Raw genomic sequence first — 17,101 nt, 5'->3', positions numbered from 1 at the left:
AAGCTGCTCGGGTCAGCATGGCTTGTATGCTGCCGTCCTATTTTATAAATGACAGCCGGGACGATCCAAACTCTTTATTCCGGCTGGAACTTCACATGAATCTGTACAATCTCGGAACGTGTACCGATCCGCAGCGGACTGCCCCAGAAGCCAAATCCGGAGGAGACGATTGAGTGCAGCTGGCCTTTTTGCAGATAACCCCAGTCATTTTCAAAAAGGCGCTTGGTAATCAGATGGAACGGTGCCATCTGACCGCGGTGAGTATGACCGGATACCATCAGGTCAACACCGAGCTTCTGCTCGGCATCCAGCTCATAAGGCTGGTGATCCATCACGATAATCGGCCGGGAATGATCGACCGACTCCAGCAGCTTGCTCAGCTCCGCACGCGGACGGTCGCTGTAATCCTGACGACCGACCAGTGTAATGCCGTTATCCAGCACGACCGATTCGTCGTACAGTACGTGCAGATTGCTTTTGTTCAGGGAATCAATCAGATCAATTCCCTGCTCAAACCGGTCATGGTTACCGAGTGAGGAATAGACTGGCGCTTTGAGCCCTTTGAGAATCTCGGGGATGTCTGTCTTGACGTAATACGGCAGGTTATCGTCGATCACATCACCGGGCATCAGAATCAGATCCGGCTGCAGGGCATTCACCCGTTCCACCAGGCGGCGGGCATGGGACTCATTGGACAATACGCCAAAGTGCATGTCCGAGGCCATAACGATGTTCATTTCCTTTTTGCCTTCGACAGGCTTGTTGATCGTAATATCGTAGCTGCGTACGACCGGGCTGTAGGCGTTGTACATGCCGAATGACACTACCACCGCAAAAGCCGCGACCGTGATCCAGCCGGCCCATACGATAACCGAATGCTGGGACAGCGACGAGAAGCGGGTCAGACCGACCACAATGTTCATCACCGGCATCCACAGCACCGAGAAATACAGCAGGGCAATCCAGCCTGCACCAATCATTTTAAAAATAACGAGTTCCCGCTGCCAGAATCCAAGGAACAGCGCATACGCCAGTATTAACAATACGACAATCCAAATATAACGCGGATAGGCATGATGCGGAGACAGCTCCGCCAGCCACACCCATCCGTTCCATCCGATATAGAACATAATCAGATGGTACAGTACCAAAATTGCAATTCCCATCCACACAGTGACAATCTCCTATCCGGTTATCTTATTCCTATGCCGCATATATCTTTGATTACGATAGAAAATTCTTAATTTTGAAGTATCGGCAGGTCATACAATAGTATATAAGATTGCACGCCCAGGAACAAATGAAAAGTACAAATTCAGCATAAAGAACTTTACTTATACATTGCATATATATTTCCTATTTATCGATTAGGTGGGACGTGTTTCTATTCTATTTTTTAAATACATTTAAAAGTCATTACATATCTTAAAAACATTTATTTTTTTCTCTTTTATACGTTAAAATATACTCATATACGCTATTATACATACTATAATCCGCAGATGATAAGGAGGCACTACCATTGACCAAGTTACTAGACCCCAAAAACGACTGCCGAAGATTCCGGTGGACTGATCAACTGGCTGTTATTTCTGAAATACACAGATTCAGCAAATTGGGAGGTATTGTCCATGAATGAGCCCAAACTCAAAAAGGCAATGAACACGCTGGAATTCCTGAGTCATGATGAAAAAGCACGTATGGAGTACGAGTCCCGTCAGAAAGCTTTACGTGATGAAGCTTCCTGGAGAGAACGTTTGCTTGAAATGGGTTTAGAACAAGGAATAGAACAAGGCAAGAAGCAAGGTGAAAAGCAAGCTATACAGAAAACTGCGCAGAATCTGCTGCAGCTGGGACTGGACATAGAGACAATTATGCAGGCTACCGGCCTCACCGAGCAGGAAATTCATGCCCTTCAGCAGCCTTGATGCATACGATCAAACAATAAACAGCCCGCCTTTTACGGTTAACTGTAAAAGGCGGGCTGTCTTCTGTATTTATCACCCGATCTGCCAGTGATCCCGAACAGCGGGACAGCACATACGGTGCTTATCCTGCGCTCTTGATCTCCAGCAGCTCGTAATGGAAGGTTCCCATCGGAGCTTCAAAGGTAATCTTGTCTCCTGCCTGATGACCCATCAGCGCTTTGCCGAGCGGGCTCTCGTAGGACAGTTTGTTATTGGCCAGATCCGCTTCTGCCGGACCTACCAGCTGATACTCGATAATTTCATCAAATTCGATATCCTTCAGTACGGCGATCGAGCCGAGACTGACTTTGGATACATCGAGATTGGATGCGCTGATTACACGCGAATTGCGCAGCATGCGCTCCAGGGTCAGGATGCGTGTCTCCATAAACGCCTGATCTTCCTTGGCGGAATGGTATTCACTATTTTCCTTCAGGTCGCCGTAGCTGATTGCTGTCTTCAGGCGGGCAGCCAGTTCCTGGCGCCGTGGGCCCTTCAATTCCTTGAGTTCTTCTTCCAGCTTGGCCAGACCGTCAGGGGTCAGGATTACTTCTTCATTCTCGTTTGCCATCTACTCTCAACTCCTTACATTCTATTATACCTTATCTGCGGCGATTTTCCTTGCATTGTTATAAATCGTCTGCCAGATGCACGTTCCTCTCTATCTTTTTACCTTCATTTGCCCAGTCATTAACGCAATTCTGCTGCTTTCTGCTAACTTTTGTTATTGATGAACCCGCACAGGTATTGTATTCTAATGGTTCGAGTGTGTATCACGGTGTGCAAGTAATTTCGACAGACATGATTCAATATCTGGGAGATCCCTTGGCAGCTGACGGCACTCGGTCAACTGCCTGTATGTATATTAAGTCATCAAGGAGGTTCATTGTGTCCGATATCACCAAAGAAAAGATTGTAGAAAGTGTGCCGCAGCGCGGATTCTTCGGCCATCCCCGCGGACTGTTCACACTATTCTTCACTGAATTCTGGGAACGTTTCTCGTATTATGGCATGAGAGCAATTCTGATCTATTACATGTACTATGAAGTCAGCCGCGGCGGACTCGGTATGGATCAGAATACGGCTACAGCTATCATGTCCATCTATGGCTCGCTGGTGTACATGTCCGGTATTATTGGCGGATGGCTCGCCGACCGGGTATTTGGCACGTCACGGGCTGTATTTTATGGCGGTATATTCATTATGCTCGGTCATATCGTCCTGGCGATTCCGGGCGGAGCCGGATTGCTGTTCGTCTCGATGGCACTGATCGTACTCGGTACGGGTCTGCTCAAGCCAAATGCGTCCACTCTCGTCGGTGAGCTGTACAGTGCCAATGATGCACGTCGCGACGGCGGCTTCAGCATTTACTACATGGGTGTGAACCTCGGGGCATTTATCGCACCGCTGACTGTAGGTACGATCGGTACGGAGTATAACTTCCATATGGGCTTCGGTCTGGCGGCTGTCGGCATGTTCTTCGGTCTGCTCGTATTCGTATTTACACGCAAAGGCAGCCTCGGTCTGGCCGGCACGAATGTAGCCAACCCGCTGACCGGCGGAGAGAAGAAAAAAGCACTGACACGCATCGGAATCGGTCTGGTTGTCATTGCCGTTGTGGGTATTGTGGCTGTCTTAATGGGCTGGCTGACACTGAAGTCCTTTGTACTTGTAGTCGCCTGTCTGGGTATACTGATCCCGATTTGCTACTTTACTGTCATGTATCGCAGTGAAAAGACGACAGATGTGGAGCGTTCCCGTCTGCTCGCCTATATCCCGCTGTTCATCGCTTCGGTTATGTTCTGGTCCATTCAGGAGCAGGGGTCGACCATTCTCGCCCGTTTCGCGGATCAGCGTACACAGCTGAACTTCATGGGGATCGATGTCTCGCCAGCCTGGTTCCAATCCCTGAATCCGCTGTTCATTATCATTCTGGCACCGGTATTCGCATGGCTCTGGACCAAAATGGGAGATCGCCAGCCGATCATCCCGCACAAGTTCTCGATCGGTATCCTGTTCGCCGGTCTGTCCTTCCTGGTTATTCTGCTGCCGGCATACTTTGGTGGCGATAACGCACTGGTGAGCCCGCTGTGGCTGGTACTCAGCTACTTCCTCGTCGTGATCGGGGAGCTGTGCCTGTCACCGGTTGGATTGTCTGCGACCACCAAGCTCGCACCGGCAGCATTCTCGGCGCAGACGATGAGCCTGTGGTTCCTGTCCAATGCGGCTGCCCAGGCGATCAATGCACTGCTGACCAACTTCTACAGCGAAGAGACCGAGATGGTCTACTTTGGTGTTATCGGTGGCGTGTCCATTGTCCTGAGTGTGATCCTGTTCCTCTTTGCACCGAAGATTCAGAGCTATATGAAAGGGATTCGTTAATCCCCTGCTCCGGAAAAAGTAATTATGTATGTCTACAGGTTCATGCGGCTTCATAAGCGTGCTTCTGATCCTGTACATTAATAAAAGGCTGCTTTCCCCTGTAATATTCAGGGAAAAGCAGCCTTTTTGTATGAATACGATGCTGCAGCGGAATTAACCGGTCACTGCTTCGCTTTTGGATGATTCGGCTTTGCGGGATTGGGAGTCTTTGCGGATCTGCTTGCTGCGCAGCTGGCCGCAGGCGGCATCGATATCGGTACCATGTTCCATACGGATCGTGCAGTTGATGCCATTTTTCTTGAGAATATCGTAAAAGGCCAGGATATCCTCCTGCTTGCTGCGCTGGTACTGGCTGTGCTCGTCAACCGGGTTGTACGGGATCAGATTGACACTGGTTACCTGCTTTTTGTCTGCCAATAGATCGGCCAGTTCCTGGGCCTGTTCCTTCTGATCATTGACGCCCTGCAGCAGGATGTATTCCATCATAATCCGGCGGTTGCTCTTCTTCAGATAGTAATCCACTGCATCCATCAGCTGCTCCAGCGGATAGGCGCGGTTGATTTTCATAATGCGTGTACGCAGTTCGTTATTCGGCGCATGCAGGGACAGTGCCAGATTCACGAGCAGATCGCTGTCTGCGAATTCACGGATCTTGTCCGGCAGACCACTGGTGGAGACAGTAATGCGCTTCGGTGCGATGACGAGACCTTTTTGGTCTTTGACGATATTGATAAAGTCGACCATGTTCTCAAAGTTATCGAACGGCTCGCCGATTCCCATCACGACGATATGAGTCACCAGCTGATCCTGGCCGGCAGCATCCAGATGGAACTGTACCTTCATGATCTGCTCGACAATCTCGCCGGCAGTCAGATCGCGGCTTTTCTTGATCAGGCCGCTGGCGCAGAAGCTGCAGCCGATATTGCAGCCGACCTGTGTGGTGACACAGACGGATTGGCCGTACTTTTGCTTCATCAGTACAGTCTCGATCAGGTTGCCGTCCTGCAGACGCAGTAGGAACTTCACAGTGCCATCTGCCGACTCCTGCTTGACGAACTCTTCCAGTGTCTGAATGGCAAAATGCTCTTCCAGCAGTGCACGGCACTCCGGACGTACATCGGTCATTTCCTCAAATGTCGTAACCCGCTGACGATACAGATAGTTCCATACCTGTACAGCTCGCGAGCGCTTGTGTCCGTGTTCTTCCAGCCATGTACCCAGCTGTTCTAATGTAAATCCATATATGGATGGTTTATTCATTGGTTACCCTCTTTTCCTATACCCTGTTCTGTCATCCTGTGCCTATGGAGAACCGATGGTATATACCTGTATATCCGGTCAAATTGTCTATCCGACTGCGTTATATGCCAGTGTGATTCTATCTTCAGCTCGTCTTCTGTTGAAGCTGAAGATAGAATCACACATCCTGTACACCATAAAATGCAGTACAGGCCCAGCCAACCGTCAGCCAGACCCATACTGCTCATGCCTCCTATTGTCCCAAAATTCACACGTGAAAACAATAGAAAATACACAGTTATTACAGCAAATTTGATAAATCCGCTTTTCCTTTTACCAAAATTCACTCTTTCGCTTTACCAGAGAAAAGTGTATAGTAGGATACTGTCATGATATTTATATGACCGCAAACGTCAGCGATAGCTGCGGATCAGCCTCGATGCATGAAGCAGATCCCCGTTGAGACTGACGCTAAATCATCAAATCCTAATGATGCAGCCTGCTGTATGTCCGGCTAACGGCCATCCGGCAAGCTCTCGATACGTTCTGGTCATGGAAGGAGTCTTCAATGTGAGCAACAATAAAGTAGGCTTTTGGATTCTGACCGCCCTCGTCGTGGGCAATATGGTCGGGTCCGGAATATTTATGCTTCCCCGCTCGCTGGCGGAAGTATCCAGCCCGGCAGGTTCGGTGCTTGCGTGGAGCATTACCGGATTCGGAGTGCTGATGCTGGCACTCGTATTCGGTAATCTGGCACTGCGCAAGCCAGAACTGAACGGCGGTCCGCAAATCTATGCCAAAGAGCTGTTCCCCAATAATCCGGTACTGTCCGTACTGTCCGGATTCATGTCCTCCTGGGGCTACTGGGTCGGAAATGTGGCCGGATTCGTCGCGGTCATCACGACATTCTCCAGCTATCTGTCCACCTTTATCCCGGCGATGAAGAGTGACGCGGTCTGGTTCAGCATCGGTGCGCTCGATATCAAGACAGGCAACGCGCTGAACTTTATCGTCTGCTCGCTGCTGCTGTGGGCGACCCATGCGCTGGCGCTGCGCGGTATCGAAGGTGCCGGCAAAATGAACCTGATTGCTACGGCGACCAAGGTGATCGGCTTTACGCTGTTTATTATTATCGCCCTGTTCGCTTTTCAGGAAGCGAATATCGGACCTTTTGCTGCACCACATGTAAATGAAGAAGGTCAGACGATGGGCCTGCTGTCACAGGTGAACAGCGCGGCTGTCGTGACGCTATGGGCATTTATCGGGGTCGAGTCGGCAATGGTCTTCGCTGCCCGTGCCCGCCGCAAGCAGGATGTGAAGCGAGCGACGATCGTCGGTCTGCTGATGGCGCTGGTGCTGTACGTCGGTATCAGTATCCTGACGATGGGATTGCTGCCGGGTGAGCAGCTGATCCACTCGCAGAATCCGCTCGTCGATGCAATGACTGCCGTACTCGGTCCGGTCGGCGGCTATCTGCTCGCTGCACTGGGACTGATCAGCCTGATCGGTTCCACCATCGGCTGGGTGCTGCTGAGCGCCGAGGTGCCGTATGAAGCGGCCAAGCAGGGCGTGTTCCTGCGTCCTTTCCGCCAGGAGAACAGCAAAGGCATGCCTAAGCTGTCTCTCTGGGTATCCAATGCCCTCGGACAGCTGCTGATTTTCTCCACCATCTCCGGCTCGATCTCGCAGGCGTTTGACTTTATTATCGCGATTGCGACGCTGGCGTACCTGGTGCCTTATCTGATCTCTGCGCTGTATCAGCTGCGTCTGGTCATTACCGGCGATGGCTATCGTCCGGGTGAGCGCCGTCACTGGGATGGATTGATCGCTGTACTGGCGACCATTTACTCGGTGTGGGTGATCTATGCGGGTACCGCGGACTGGAGAACGTTCTGGTTCGGCGTGCTGATGATTGCGAGCGGGATTATTTTCTATCCGCTGCTGCTGCGTCAGCTGCGCAGCAAAGCGTAGGCCGTAGATGCCACTATATATGATAGCGATCTATGGATAGACCACTTACGACTCTATACGAAAAGATAGCCACAGCCGCTCTGCATCTATTTCGATCATGGATAGGACTATGGCTTGGGTTGTCATCTCAAATATTGGAATAATGACAGACCTTCTGTCCAGCAGCGAATTATCGCTCGTTGGGCAGAAGGTTTTTTTGATATGTGCTCGTCTTGAAACTGTCTCCGGATACGTTTAATCTCTAACAAAACAAGGCTGTATCAAAAGGAGGCCGTCGCTCTGAATCAGGATCAATCCAATCTCCAATGGCCCATAAAGTCGGAAGTCAAAGATTGTTCGCTCCAGCAGATTAATTTCACCCGAACCCATCTGAACCATCCCATTTTCACGAATGTTGTATTCGAGAATTGTCTGTTCGATCGTACGATCTTGGACGATGCCCGTTTTTACGGATGTGATTTTATGAATTGTACCTTTAGAAAAGTAAAGTTTGAAGCCTCGACGATAGGCGCTCATGGCGGTGCCTACCGAAACTGTATATTCGAGCAATGCAGATTCGGGCGGGCTTCTTTTTACAATCCCGAGTTCATTGACTGCCTGTTTGAGCAGTGCTGCTGGAATGGAGCCGATCTGAACGCCAGCTTTTTCGAGAACTGCCGGTTTACGGGGAAGCTGGATGATGTGAGATTTCGCGGACGGTACGAGAGCGATCTATACCCGAATGCCAGACCGAATCCGATGAGAAATGTCGATTTCTCCGAAGCACAGCTGGGCAAATACGTCGATTTTACCGATTGTGATCTATCCTCGGCGATTCCACCAACAGGACGAACATTTGCAGAAATCCGGCAGGCTGCGATAAAAGGAGAAGAATAATTATTTATGTATACCAACGAACTGAATTATCTGCTGAAAAAAGCCTACACAGCATGCAGTGATCCTATCGCCGTACCTGAGTCCGGAGAAAAATTGGCTGCCTTCCAGCAGCGCCACAAAATGATTTTTCCTGAAGAGCATCGCCAACTGCCTGTACAGCGTGTGTTGGGGATAGTCGGACTTTGAGCGAACATACAATCATAGCTATTCCCTGTCTATCCGATGTAGGAATACATACTCAAAAAGCCAGTCTCTTTATACAGGAAAGAGAGCTGGCTTTTTGGTGTTTTGATCCGTAGCGCGTGGTTATTGGTTCTTCACTGCACCCGTCTGTGCAGCATAATTGCGATGGATCATGCCTGTGGCCGGATGTAGTCTCTGCTTGCTGTAATAAGGCTGCAGCTCCGGATCGCACATTAAATCGATCATATAAATACCTTCCAGTTCGACCATCATCCGGCGGATCAGCTCGCTGCCGATCCCCTGGTTCCGGTATTCAGGCAGTACCTCCAGCAGCGGGATATACGCAGATAATACGCCGTCACTGATCGCAGTAATAAAGCCCGCTACCCGTTCCGCCGGTACATCTAGCGCCAGTACTATCCGGTAGCTGCTTTCCAGCAGCCTCAGATGTGTGTCCTCGTCCGGATGGTTCGGCCAATCGACGAAAAACCCTTTTAGCATATAGGCCTGAATCTCTTTGCTATCTGTTATATACTTCAACATTATCTCTCCTTATCATGTACTGTGCACAAGAAGAGTCCAACTCAATAGTAAAGCAGCATCCATTTCACCTCATATGTACTATAGATAGTAGTGGAACTACCCTACTACAATTATTCTCGACAAAAGATCAAATTCCTTTTTTTGGAATAATTTCTTTGACTATGAAATGTTTTATGATCCGGGCGGTGAGTGAAGTACAGCGACCGGCCGTGCCCAACCTGCAGAAGCCTTCTCGATTTTCACCGGGAAGGAAATCACCTGAAATCCATGCGCAGGCAGCAGCTCCAGATTGGCCAGCTTCTCGATCTGGCAGTACGGAATCGTGCTGCCTGCATAGTGTCCTTCCCAGATCATCGAAGGGTCCTGCTCCTCCGCATAACGAAGGGCTGTATGGCTGAATGGGGCATCCCAGCTCCATGCATCCGTGCCGACGAGCCGTACGCCACGCTCGGTCAGATACAGCGTAGCTTCACGCCCCATACCGCAGCCTTTCGCCAGAAAATCGGCTTCACCGTATCGCTCACCGGCAGAGGTGTTCACCAGCACAATATCACCTGGCTGCAGCCGATGACCGATCCGGTTCAGCTCCTCTTCAACCTCCTGTGCAGTGACGATATGACCGTCCGGCAGATGGCGAAAATCCAGCTTCACCCCCGGTCCGTAAAACCAGTCCAGTGGAATCTCATCAATCGTCGGCATCGGCTGACCGTCATCCGTGGTGGAACGGTAATGATACGGGGCATCCACATGCGTACCGACATGGGTCGTCACCCGCAGCTGCTCGATCGCCCAGCCTTCCTGCCCCGGCAGATCCTCTACATTCAGCCCGGGAAAGCTAGCCACCAGCTGCTGTGCTCCCTGCTGATGGTTGATGTAATCGATCTCCGGCAGGCCACCCGGCGGATCGGATGCAATACCTGTTTTGAGCGTGACGGACAGATCGATCAGTTGACGCTGGTTCATGATTCATTCCTCCACTTTCGTTATCTCGATTCATATATAAACTGATTGTAGCGTCTTTGGAGAGTAGGAACAACTTTGGCGGTCGATCGATAAGCTATGAGAACCGGAGGGGATTTGCTTTCAAAAGCGAGCATAATTTGTTTTGACGGAGTTCATTTATCCGAGCAAGATTGGTGGAAACCTGTATGTAAGACAGTCTTCAAAAGACGGCCCTTTGAGCTGATCCGCATTTATGAGATGCGCGTTTATCGTCAGCCTCTTTTATTCCTATCCATTTTAAAAAGAAACTACTTCCTCAATCAACCTGTCTGCACATAATAAAACCTGCCACTACAAAGCGGCAGGCCAGAGCTTCCATATTCATTTACATCTTTCCAGTACAACCTTCCAGCCTCAAATTCCTTCATCACCAAGGCAGCAGCCAGGCAATACATCCGGCTGCAAGCAGCAGCGACGCGGCATAGATCCAGTCTTTTCCCGTCATCACCGGTGTCAGATAATACGTCCGGTCCCGCGTTCCCGTGAATCCTCTCGCCTCCATCGCCACCGCGATACGTTCGGACTTGCGGATACCCTGCGTGAACAGCGGCAGGGCGTAGCGGGCAAAGGCTTTCCAGCTGTTTTTCTGTTTGTAGCCGCGAATCTTGTGGGCGGACTTCATCTGCTGCAGCTCGCTCTGAAACAGCGGGATAAAGCGGAATCCGGCCAGCATGCCGTACGCCCACTTGGGCGACAAGCGCAGCTGGTGGATCAGGCTCATCATAAGCGCCGTCAGATCGGTCGTCGAAGTGAACAGCAGCCCGTACGTGACAAAGCCCAGCATCCGCAGCCCGATCGTCAGTCCGTTGTTCATGCTCTCCTCGGTAATACGGAACCAGGCCCACTGCCAGAGAACATGTTCGCCTTTGCCGAATGCCGCCAGCATCCAGAAGATCAGCACGAAGAAGAGCGTGTACGGCAGCAGACGGCGGAGCAGATAGGATAACCGCCAGCCGCCCAGCGTAATGCCGATCACAACAGCGAGCAGCCAGAGGCACAGCGTGATTACCGGATCGGAGATGCCCATCAGCAGGAACATGACGAGCAGATGAGCGATCAGCTTGCACGATGGATTGAGCGTGGACAGCCAGGAGCCGTTACTTTTCATATGATACCGCGCTCCTCTCGTTGATGGTTCAGCCGGTAATGCAGCGGCGCGATAATGGCGCTGTCCTGCAGCAGCTTCTGATCGGTGAAGAGGCGATACGGTGTGCCATCGTAAGCAACCTCGCCCTGTCGGAACAGGATCAACCGGTCGGCATGCTCATCGACCAGATCCATATCATGCGTTACCATGATAATCGTCGTGCCCTGCTGCTGACGCTGCTTGAGCCGGCGGATCAGCTCTGCCGCTGTCCGGGCATCCTGGCCAAATGTCGGCTCATCGAGCAGCAATAGCTCCTGGTCGAACAGCAGCATCGTGGCGACGCTGAGCCGACGCTTTTGCCCGAGACTGAGAGTAAAGGGATGCTGATCCTGGTAATCCTCCAGTCCGAACTCCTGCAGCAGCTGTACCGTCTTCTCCCGCAGCAGCTCTTCCGGCCATCCCCGCTGTCTGCCGCCAAAGGCAATCTCGTCATACACCGTATCGGTCACAAACTGCAGCTCCGGATTCTGAAAAACAAAACCGGCCTGCGCATACAGGTCACGATCCGGCCATTTGCGCAGCTCCTTGCCCTGCAGCATAATCCGTCCGGACAGCAGCGGCTCCAATCGCAGCAAGCTTTTGAGAAATGTGCTTTTGCCGCTGCCATTCTGCCCGGTGATGGCGATCCACTCCCCGGCAGGCAGCGACAGATTGATCTGCTGCATGACCGGACGCTTGCGGTAACCGATGCTGAGCTGGTCGGTCTGTATGATCACAGCGGCGTTCGCAGCGGATACATTGGCGGATAAGGTATGGATTGACGATGCTGCTGAGGACGAAAGTGAAGCCTGACGGTCCCGCTCCATCCGCTCACCTAGCTCACGGCGCAGCACGTCTGCCAGCGGATGCGATGGATCATTCACCACCTCCTGCCAGCTGTACGGAAACAGCCGTGGCAGCCAGATACCTGCCTCTTCCATCTGCTGCCGGTAATGGGTCACGATATGTGCCGGCTCCCCATCTGCGATAATCTGCCCATGGCGATCCAACAGAATAACCCGGTCCATCCACTCGATACACCCGTCCAGTACATGCTCGACGAATACCATCGTCTGACCCGTTTTCCCCGCAACCTCGCGGAGCAGCCGAAATACATCCCGGCGGCTGACCGGGTCCAGCTGGGCAGTTGGTTCGTCGAAGAACAATACGTCCGGCTCCAGCGCCAGCAGACAGGCGAGTGCGAGCCGCTGCTTCATGCCGCCGGACAACGTGTCGATCGGCGTATGTGGCTCCAGCTGCAGGCCGACCATCTGCATCACCTGCCGGATGATGCCATCCATCTCGCCGCGCGGCACACGCCGATTCTCCAGGCTAAAGGCGATCTCTTCGTCCACATGCAGCATGCAGAACTGGGTGTCCGGGTCCTGGAACATCACGCCGCAGGCTTCCTGCCGGTAAATCTCTCCTTCTACTTCGGCTTCGACATGATCGGGGATAATGCCGGACAGTGCCGACAGCAGCGTTGATTTGCCGCTGCCGCTCGGTCCGAGGATCAGTACCTTTTCCCCGCGGGTGATGGACAGGGTGATCCGATCCAGCACCTGCACCGTCTCTTCCTGATGATCAAAGCCGACCGACAGTTCCTTACATCCGAGTTGCCACTGCATGCGGTTTCCCCTGTTTGCGGCGTGACTTCATAATTTCATACGGATTCAGCACACCGGTACGGGCCAGTGCTTCGACGATCACTTTGGCCAGCAGTCCGCCCAATACGATACCGCTGATCACATGAATACCCAGCGTCAGGAAGAACATCTGGGTCGTATAATAGCCGAGTCCGTTCGCTACCAGATTGTAGGCTATGCTGCCCACCGCAGCCAGTGCACCGGAGAGCATCAATGTGAATACGTTGTACCGCTTGTAACCAAAGATGGCAAAAGCAATCTCCGCGCCCAATCCCTGAAATACCCCGATCAGCAGCGCAGACAGTCCAAAATGGCTACCGGTCAGCATCTCTACTGCCGCCGCCGCGACTTCGGCGATCAGCGCGGCGCCCGGCTTGCGAATAATATAGGCGACGATTGGACTGGCAATAATCCAGATGCCAAACATAAATCCCGCTCCGACCGGTCCGACCAGCGCCGAGATCGGAATCCACAGCGTTGACCAGCCCAGATAGAGCACCCCGCAGGCTACCGCGAGAATAACGGTCAGTACGACCTCTTTCATTTTCCAGTTCATACGGAGGTCACCTCCAGCTGCACCGGCCAATCTTCCAGCGTATAGGCCATCTCCCAGAACATATATTCAAACTGGCAGCTGAGAATAAAATGCTGCTTCATCCGTTCACGATGCGCCGGCGTGGATGCCGCAGCGATCTCATCAAGACGCGTACAGAACCGGCTCGTAATCGTATCGGTACGATTGCCGTAGAAATCGATCCAGTCATAGAACGGATGGGACACATCCGGCTTCACGTCTTCCAGCAGCCGCTTGCCGATCTCCCAGTATGTCCATGGACATGGCAGCAGTACGGCGAGAATATCGCCCAGATCGCCTTCCTGTGCAGCGGTCAACATATGACGGATATAGTTATGGGCGGACGGCGCTACCGGATAACCCTGCAGCTGCTCATACGGTACACCGGCGACATGGCAGAAGTTGTTGTGCGGATGGACTTCACTGTTCAGTACAAAGGAGATCTGCTGATTGAACATGTCCATATCTTCGCGGCTAGTACATTTGGAGATCGCGGTACCATAGATCCGCATAAACGAGTTCAGGTATTCAAAATCCTGCTTTACATAATGGACCAGCTGTTCCGGCTTGAGGTCTCCCCTCGCAATACCCTGCACGAACGGATGGTGATAAATCGCCTCAAATACCGGATCGGCCGCCTGTCTGATTTCTGCTGAAAAACTCATACTGTCATCTCTCCCTTTGCTGAATTGTTCGGAAAGAACCTCCCCTGGGAAAATGGATGCTCACCGGCGGCCCGCTTCAGAAGCAGCGCCGGATTACGTTCGCTGATGCTGCATATCCACGCAAAAAAGCCGCTCCATATGGAGCGGCAGAATAATGGCATAGTTAGCCCTGCTCGGTCTCCACTTTCCTACGCTAGTACGAACTAGATCAGGTTCCAAGGGTCCGAGGCAATCTCGTCTCAGCCAGTGAATGGCTCCCCTAGTGGTCTTTCACAATATAAGATTGCTGTCGCAGCATTCCTGTACAGGCTGTACAAAATACATGTGACAGAAGTCTCTTTGATTGCCTCTTACTCTACACAGCATCCGGCCGGCTGTCAAGATCATCGATGGCGATCACAGACCGGATGCCTGCGGCGGTATGCCACCTTGCTCTGCACTTTGCCAGCCAGCCAGTTTCATGCATGACTTTATGAAAGAACTATGGAAATTGGTGCAACAACGAGTAAACGCCGGTTTGATCGGGTATGTGTATTACATTGGAATGCAGGAAATAACAGGAAATCCATGACTCGTCGCCCAATCTGTGCCCGTATCGGCAAGGGGCATGACGAGAATATGTGCAAACGATATCCCAACGACCGTATATTCAGACATCAGCTTTATCCTGGGAGGGAACATAAATGCCACGAAATATACCGCACGACCAGCTAAATGTAGTCATTACCGGAGCTTCCAGCGGCACAGGACTTGGACTTGCACAGCGGCTCGCCGCCGAAGGCGCAAGCGTCGTTATCGCCGCCCGCCGTACTCATTTGCTCAAGCAAATGGAGCAGCAGTACGCGCCCAAAATGATCGCTGTCACCGCCGATGTGAGCCGTGAAGAAGGCATTGCCGCCGTGTATGAAGCAGCGATGTCCCGGCTTGGCCGGATCGATGTATGGGTGAACAACGCAGGCGCGATTGCGATCGGCCCTTTTACCGAATCGCCGTTATCGTCACTCGTACAGATGACCCGGATCAATCTGCTTGGCAATATGTATGGCAGCCATTATGCGCTGCGTCAGTTCAAGCAGCAGGGCTACGGGACGCTGATCAATGTCTCTTCCTTTGCCGGCAAGGTCGCCTTTCCGTATCTGGCTGCCTACAGTGGCAGCAAAGCGGCAGTCTCCGGCCTCAGCTATGCGCTGAATCAGGAGATGCAGCTCGAAGGACACCAGGATATTCATGTCTGCGCCGTCCATCCATGGGTGATGAATACGCCGTGGACCGGTCATGCTGCCAACTACAGTGGTCACGAGATCAATATGAAGCCGCTCGATGATCCGGATGATATTATCGATGCCATGTACCGGCTGATCGACCATCCGCAGGAAAGCGTAGAGGTTGGTTTCAAAGTCAAAGGTACTGCCCTGTCCAGCAATCTGCTGCCGCGAATGACCGAGAAGATCAGCGGCCAGTTTGTCCAGAATATGATCTACGAAGCACCACCCGCCGAGTTCACCGCAGGCAGTCTGTATGATCCGGTATTTGAAGGCACCGGGGTTCACGGAGACGGGCATGGTCATCCACGGCCCGATGATGGGAAATAATCCACTGTCTTCTAAACATGGACAGCATGAGGATTCCACTTGTCGATATGCAGCCGATCCGATTGGCCCCGGGAACACACGGGTATTGATGTACAAATCCATTTATCCAGAACAGGAGGAATGAATATGGTTCAGAAAATTCCGCATGACCAATTAACTGTCGTCATCACCGGTGCATCCAGTGGCATCGGCAAAGGGGTAGCCCAGCAGCTCGCTGCTGAAGGCGCCAATGTGGTGCTCGCTGCCCGCCGTACCGAATTGATTGAGCAGATGGCTGCCGAGATCGGTCCCAATGCGCTAGCCGTAACGACCGATGTCGGCCGGGAAGAAGATATTGCCCGCCTGTTTGACGCGGCCATGTCGTCCTTTGGCAAAATCGATGTATGGATCAACAATGCCGGTGTCGGCGCGATCGGTCCGTATACCGAGATTCCGACAGCCGACCTGACCCGTCTGGTCGAGACCAATGTGCTGGGTACGATGTATGGTAGTCATTATGCGCTGCGCCAGTTCAAGCAGCAGGGACATGGCACACTGATCAACCTCGGTTCGATCGTCAGCAAGGTTCCTTTCCCGTATTACACCGCTTATGGAGCGACCAAGTTTGCTATAGCCGGATTGAGCGCTGCACTGTATCAGGAGATGCAGCTGGAGGATCAGCAGGATATTCACGTCTGTACCGTGCATCCGTGGGCGACCGATACGCCATGGTTTGAGCATACCGGCAACTATACCGGTCACCGGGCCGAGATGAAGCCGATGGACGATCCGCAAAATGTGATCGATGCCATCATTGATCTGATCGACAATCCGCAGGAAAATGTGGAGGTCGGCGCCAAGAGTAAGGGAACGACCATTTCCAGCAATCTGATGCCTGGTCTGACCGAGAGCCTCAATGCCAAATATCTGCAAAAAGTCATCCAGAGTGCACCACCCGCCGGTTCCACTTCCGGCAGTCTGCATCAGCCGATGCTGAGCGGGCAGGGCGTGGACGGCGGCATCCGTGAACGCATGAAGCACGAACCGAACCAGCTACCCGACTAGAGTTATGGATGATGACAGATGATCAGTTCGTTTCCTATACAGCTGAGTCAAAATAGTATAAAAGAAGCGCGGTTTCTGTATTGGCTGCCGCTTCTGTCATACAGGGCGATCCCCTAACTGTCCATCGCTTTGCAGCTGTCCTTTTCCACTACGGGAAAGGGCAGCTGTTTTGCGGTCTGCGGTCTGCGGTCTGCGGTTTGTCGCAGTATTGCACCGATAGAATTGCATTACAACATCGTCATCTTCTGATAAATCCATCGCTAAGTGCATGACAAAGTTTACTTATACCTA

The 17,101-nt window shown here is 52.1% G+C and carries 16 protein-coding genes and 1 riboswitch; of the genes, 7 read left to right on the top strand and 9 right to left on the bottom strand.

Going from position 1 to position 17,101, the window contains the following annotated elements; genetic code table 11:
* Nucleotides 1–74: 74 nt before the first annotated feature.
* Nucleotides 75–1,166 (bottom strand): metallophosphoesterase, encoded by a 1,092-nt coding sequence (locus tag WH45_RS01020; protein WP_046212902.1) that lies wholly within the window; start codon nt 1,164–1,166, stop codon nt 75–77.
* A 405-nt stretch (nt 1,167–1,571) separates the two neighbouring features.
* Between WH45_RS01020 and WH45_RS01015 the strand changes: the two genes are divergently transcribed.
* The gene (locus WH45_RS01015; RefSeq protein ID WP_082096480.1) at nt 1,572–1,928 is read left to right on the top strand and encodes an Rpn family recombination-promoting nuclease/putative transposase; all 357 of its coding nucleotides are present in this window, start codon (nt 1,572–1,574) and stop codon (nt 1,926–1,928) included.
* 121 nt (nt 1,929–2,049) lie between these two features.
* Here the strand turns inward: WH45_RS01015 and greA are convergent, their stop codons facing one another.
* The gene (gene greA, locus WH45_RS01010) at nt 2,050–2,538 is read right to left on the bottom strand and encodes a transcription elongation factor GreA (protein ID WP_046212531.1); all 489 of its coding nucleotides are present in this window, start codon (nt 2,536–2,538) and stop codon (nt 2,050–2,052) included.
* Between the two features lie 317 nt (nt 2,539–2,855).
* Between greA and WH45_RS01005 the strand changes: the two genes are divergently transcribed.
* Entirely contained in the window at nt 2,856–4,349 is a 1,494-nt protein-coding gene (locus tag WH45_RS01005) for a peptide MFS transporter (RefSeq protein ID WP_152663456.1), read from the top strand.
* 153 nt (nt 4,350–4,502) lie between these two features.
* On the opposite strand, the gene rlmN is transcribed toward WH45_RS01005, so the two are convergent.
* The gene (rlmN, locus tag WH45_RS01000) at nt 4,503–5,609 is read right to left on the bottom strand and encodes a dual-specificity RNA methyltransferase RlmN (protein ID WP_046212530.1); all 1,107 of its coding nucleotides are present in this window, start codon (nt 5,607–5,609) and stop codon (nt 4,503–4,505) included.
* A 549-nt stretch (nt 5,610–6,158) separates the two neighbouring features.
* On the opposite strand from rlmN, the gene WH45_RS00990 reads away from it, so the two are divergent.
* From WH45_RS00990 to WH45_RS00975, 3 genes are all read left to right on the top strand, one after another.
* The gene (locus WH45_RS00990; protein WP_152663455.1) at nt 6,159–7,559 is read left to right on the top strand and encodes an amino acid permease; all 1,401 of its coding nucleotides are present in this window, start codon (nt 6,159–6,161) and stop codon (nt 7,557–7,559) included.
* A 228-nt stretch (nt 7,560–7,787) separates the two neighbouring features.
* A complete protein-coding gene (locus WH45_RS23815; RefSeq protein WP_082096478.1) occupies nt 7,788–8,435 on the top strand; it encodes a pentapeptide repeat-containing protein in 648 nt (215 codons plus the stop codon).
* A 6-nt stretch (nt 8,436–8,441) separates the two neighbouring features.
* On the top strand, nt 8,442–8,621 hold the full coding sequence (locus WH45_RS00975; protein ID WP_046212526.1) for a hypothetical protein: 180 nt from the start codon (nt 8,442–8,444) through the stop codon (nt 8,619–8,621).
* Between the two features lie 120 nt (nt 8,622–8,741).
* On the opposite strand, the gene WH45_RS00970 is transcribed toward WH45_RS00975, so the two are convergent.
* From WH45_RS00970 to tenA, 6 genes are all read right to left on the bottom strand, one after another.
* Nucleotides 8,742–9,161, bottom strand: a complete 420-nt coding sequence (locus WH45_RS00970) for a GNAT family N-acetyltransferase (protein WP_046212525.1) — start codon at nt 9,159–9,161, stop codon at nt 8,742–8,744.
* Nucleotides 9,162–9,332: 171 nt separating this feature from the next.
* Nucleotides 9,333–10,124: a cyclase family protein gene (locus WH45_RS00965; protein WP_046212524.1), complete on the bottom strand. Its 792-nt coding sequence runs from the start codon at nt 10,122–10,124 to the stop codon at nt 9,333–9,335.
* Nucleotides 10,125–10,530: 406 nt separating this feature from the next.
* The gene (locus tag WH45_RS00960; protein ID WP_046212523.1) at nt 10,531–11,271 is read right to left on the bottom strand and encodes an energy-coupling factor transporter transmembrane component T family protein; all 741 of its coding nucleotides are present in this window, start codon (nt 11,269–11,271) and stop codon (nt 10,531–10,533) included.
* A complete protein-coding gene (locus WH45_RS00955) occupies nt 11,268–12,917 on the bottom strand; it encodes an ABC transporter ATP-binding protein (protein ID WP_046212522.1) in 1,650 nt (549 codons plus the stop codon). The genes WH45_RS00960 and WH45_RS00955 overlap by 4 nt, the downstream gene beginning before the upstream one ends.
* The gene (locus tag WH45_RS00950; protein WP_046212521.1) at nt 12,895–13,491 is read right to left on the bottom strand and encodes an ECF transporter S component; all 597 of its coding nucleotides are present in this window, start codon (nt 13,489–13,491) and stop codon (nt 12,895–12,897) included. Before WH45_RS00950 ends, WH45_RS00955 begins: the two co-directional genes overlap by 23 nt.
* Entirely contained in the window at nt 13,488–14,174 is a 687-nt protein-coding gene (gene tenA / locus WH45_RS00945; RefSeq protein WP_046212520.1) for a thiaminase II, read from the bottom strand. Before tenA ends, WH45_RS00950 begins: the two co-directional genes overlap by 4 nt.
* 168 nt (nt 14,175–14,342) lie before the next feature.
* Nucleotides 14,343–14,445, bottom strand: a riboswitch (TPP riboswitch).
* 412 nt (nt 14,446–14,857) lie between these two features.
* Here tenA and WH45_RS00940 point away from each other — a divergent pair.
* Nucleotides 14,858–15,766: an SDR family NAD(P)-dependent oxidoreductase gene (locus WH45_RS00940; protein ID WP_046212519.1), complete on the top strand. Its 909-nt coding sequence runs from the start codon at nt 14,858–14,860 to the stop codon at nt 15,764–15,766.
* A gap of 126 nt (nt 15,767–15,892) precedes the next feature.
* Entirely contained in the window at nt 15,893–16,810 is a 918-nt protein-coding gene (locus WH45_RS00935; RefSeq protein WP_052723557.1) for an SDR family NAD(P)-dependent oxidoreductase, read from the top strand.
* The last annotated feature ends 291 nt before the right edge of the window (nt 16,811–17,101 follow it).

The organism is Paenibacillus wulumuqiensis (genome assembly GCF_000971965.1).
GTDB lineage: Bacteria > Bacillota > Bacilli > Paenibacillales > Paenibacillaceae > Saccharibacillus > Saccharibacillus wulumuqiensis.
The sequence above is the reverse complement of the archived record's forward strand: the minus strand, read 5'-3'. Positions and strand labels throughout refer to the sequence as shown.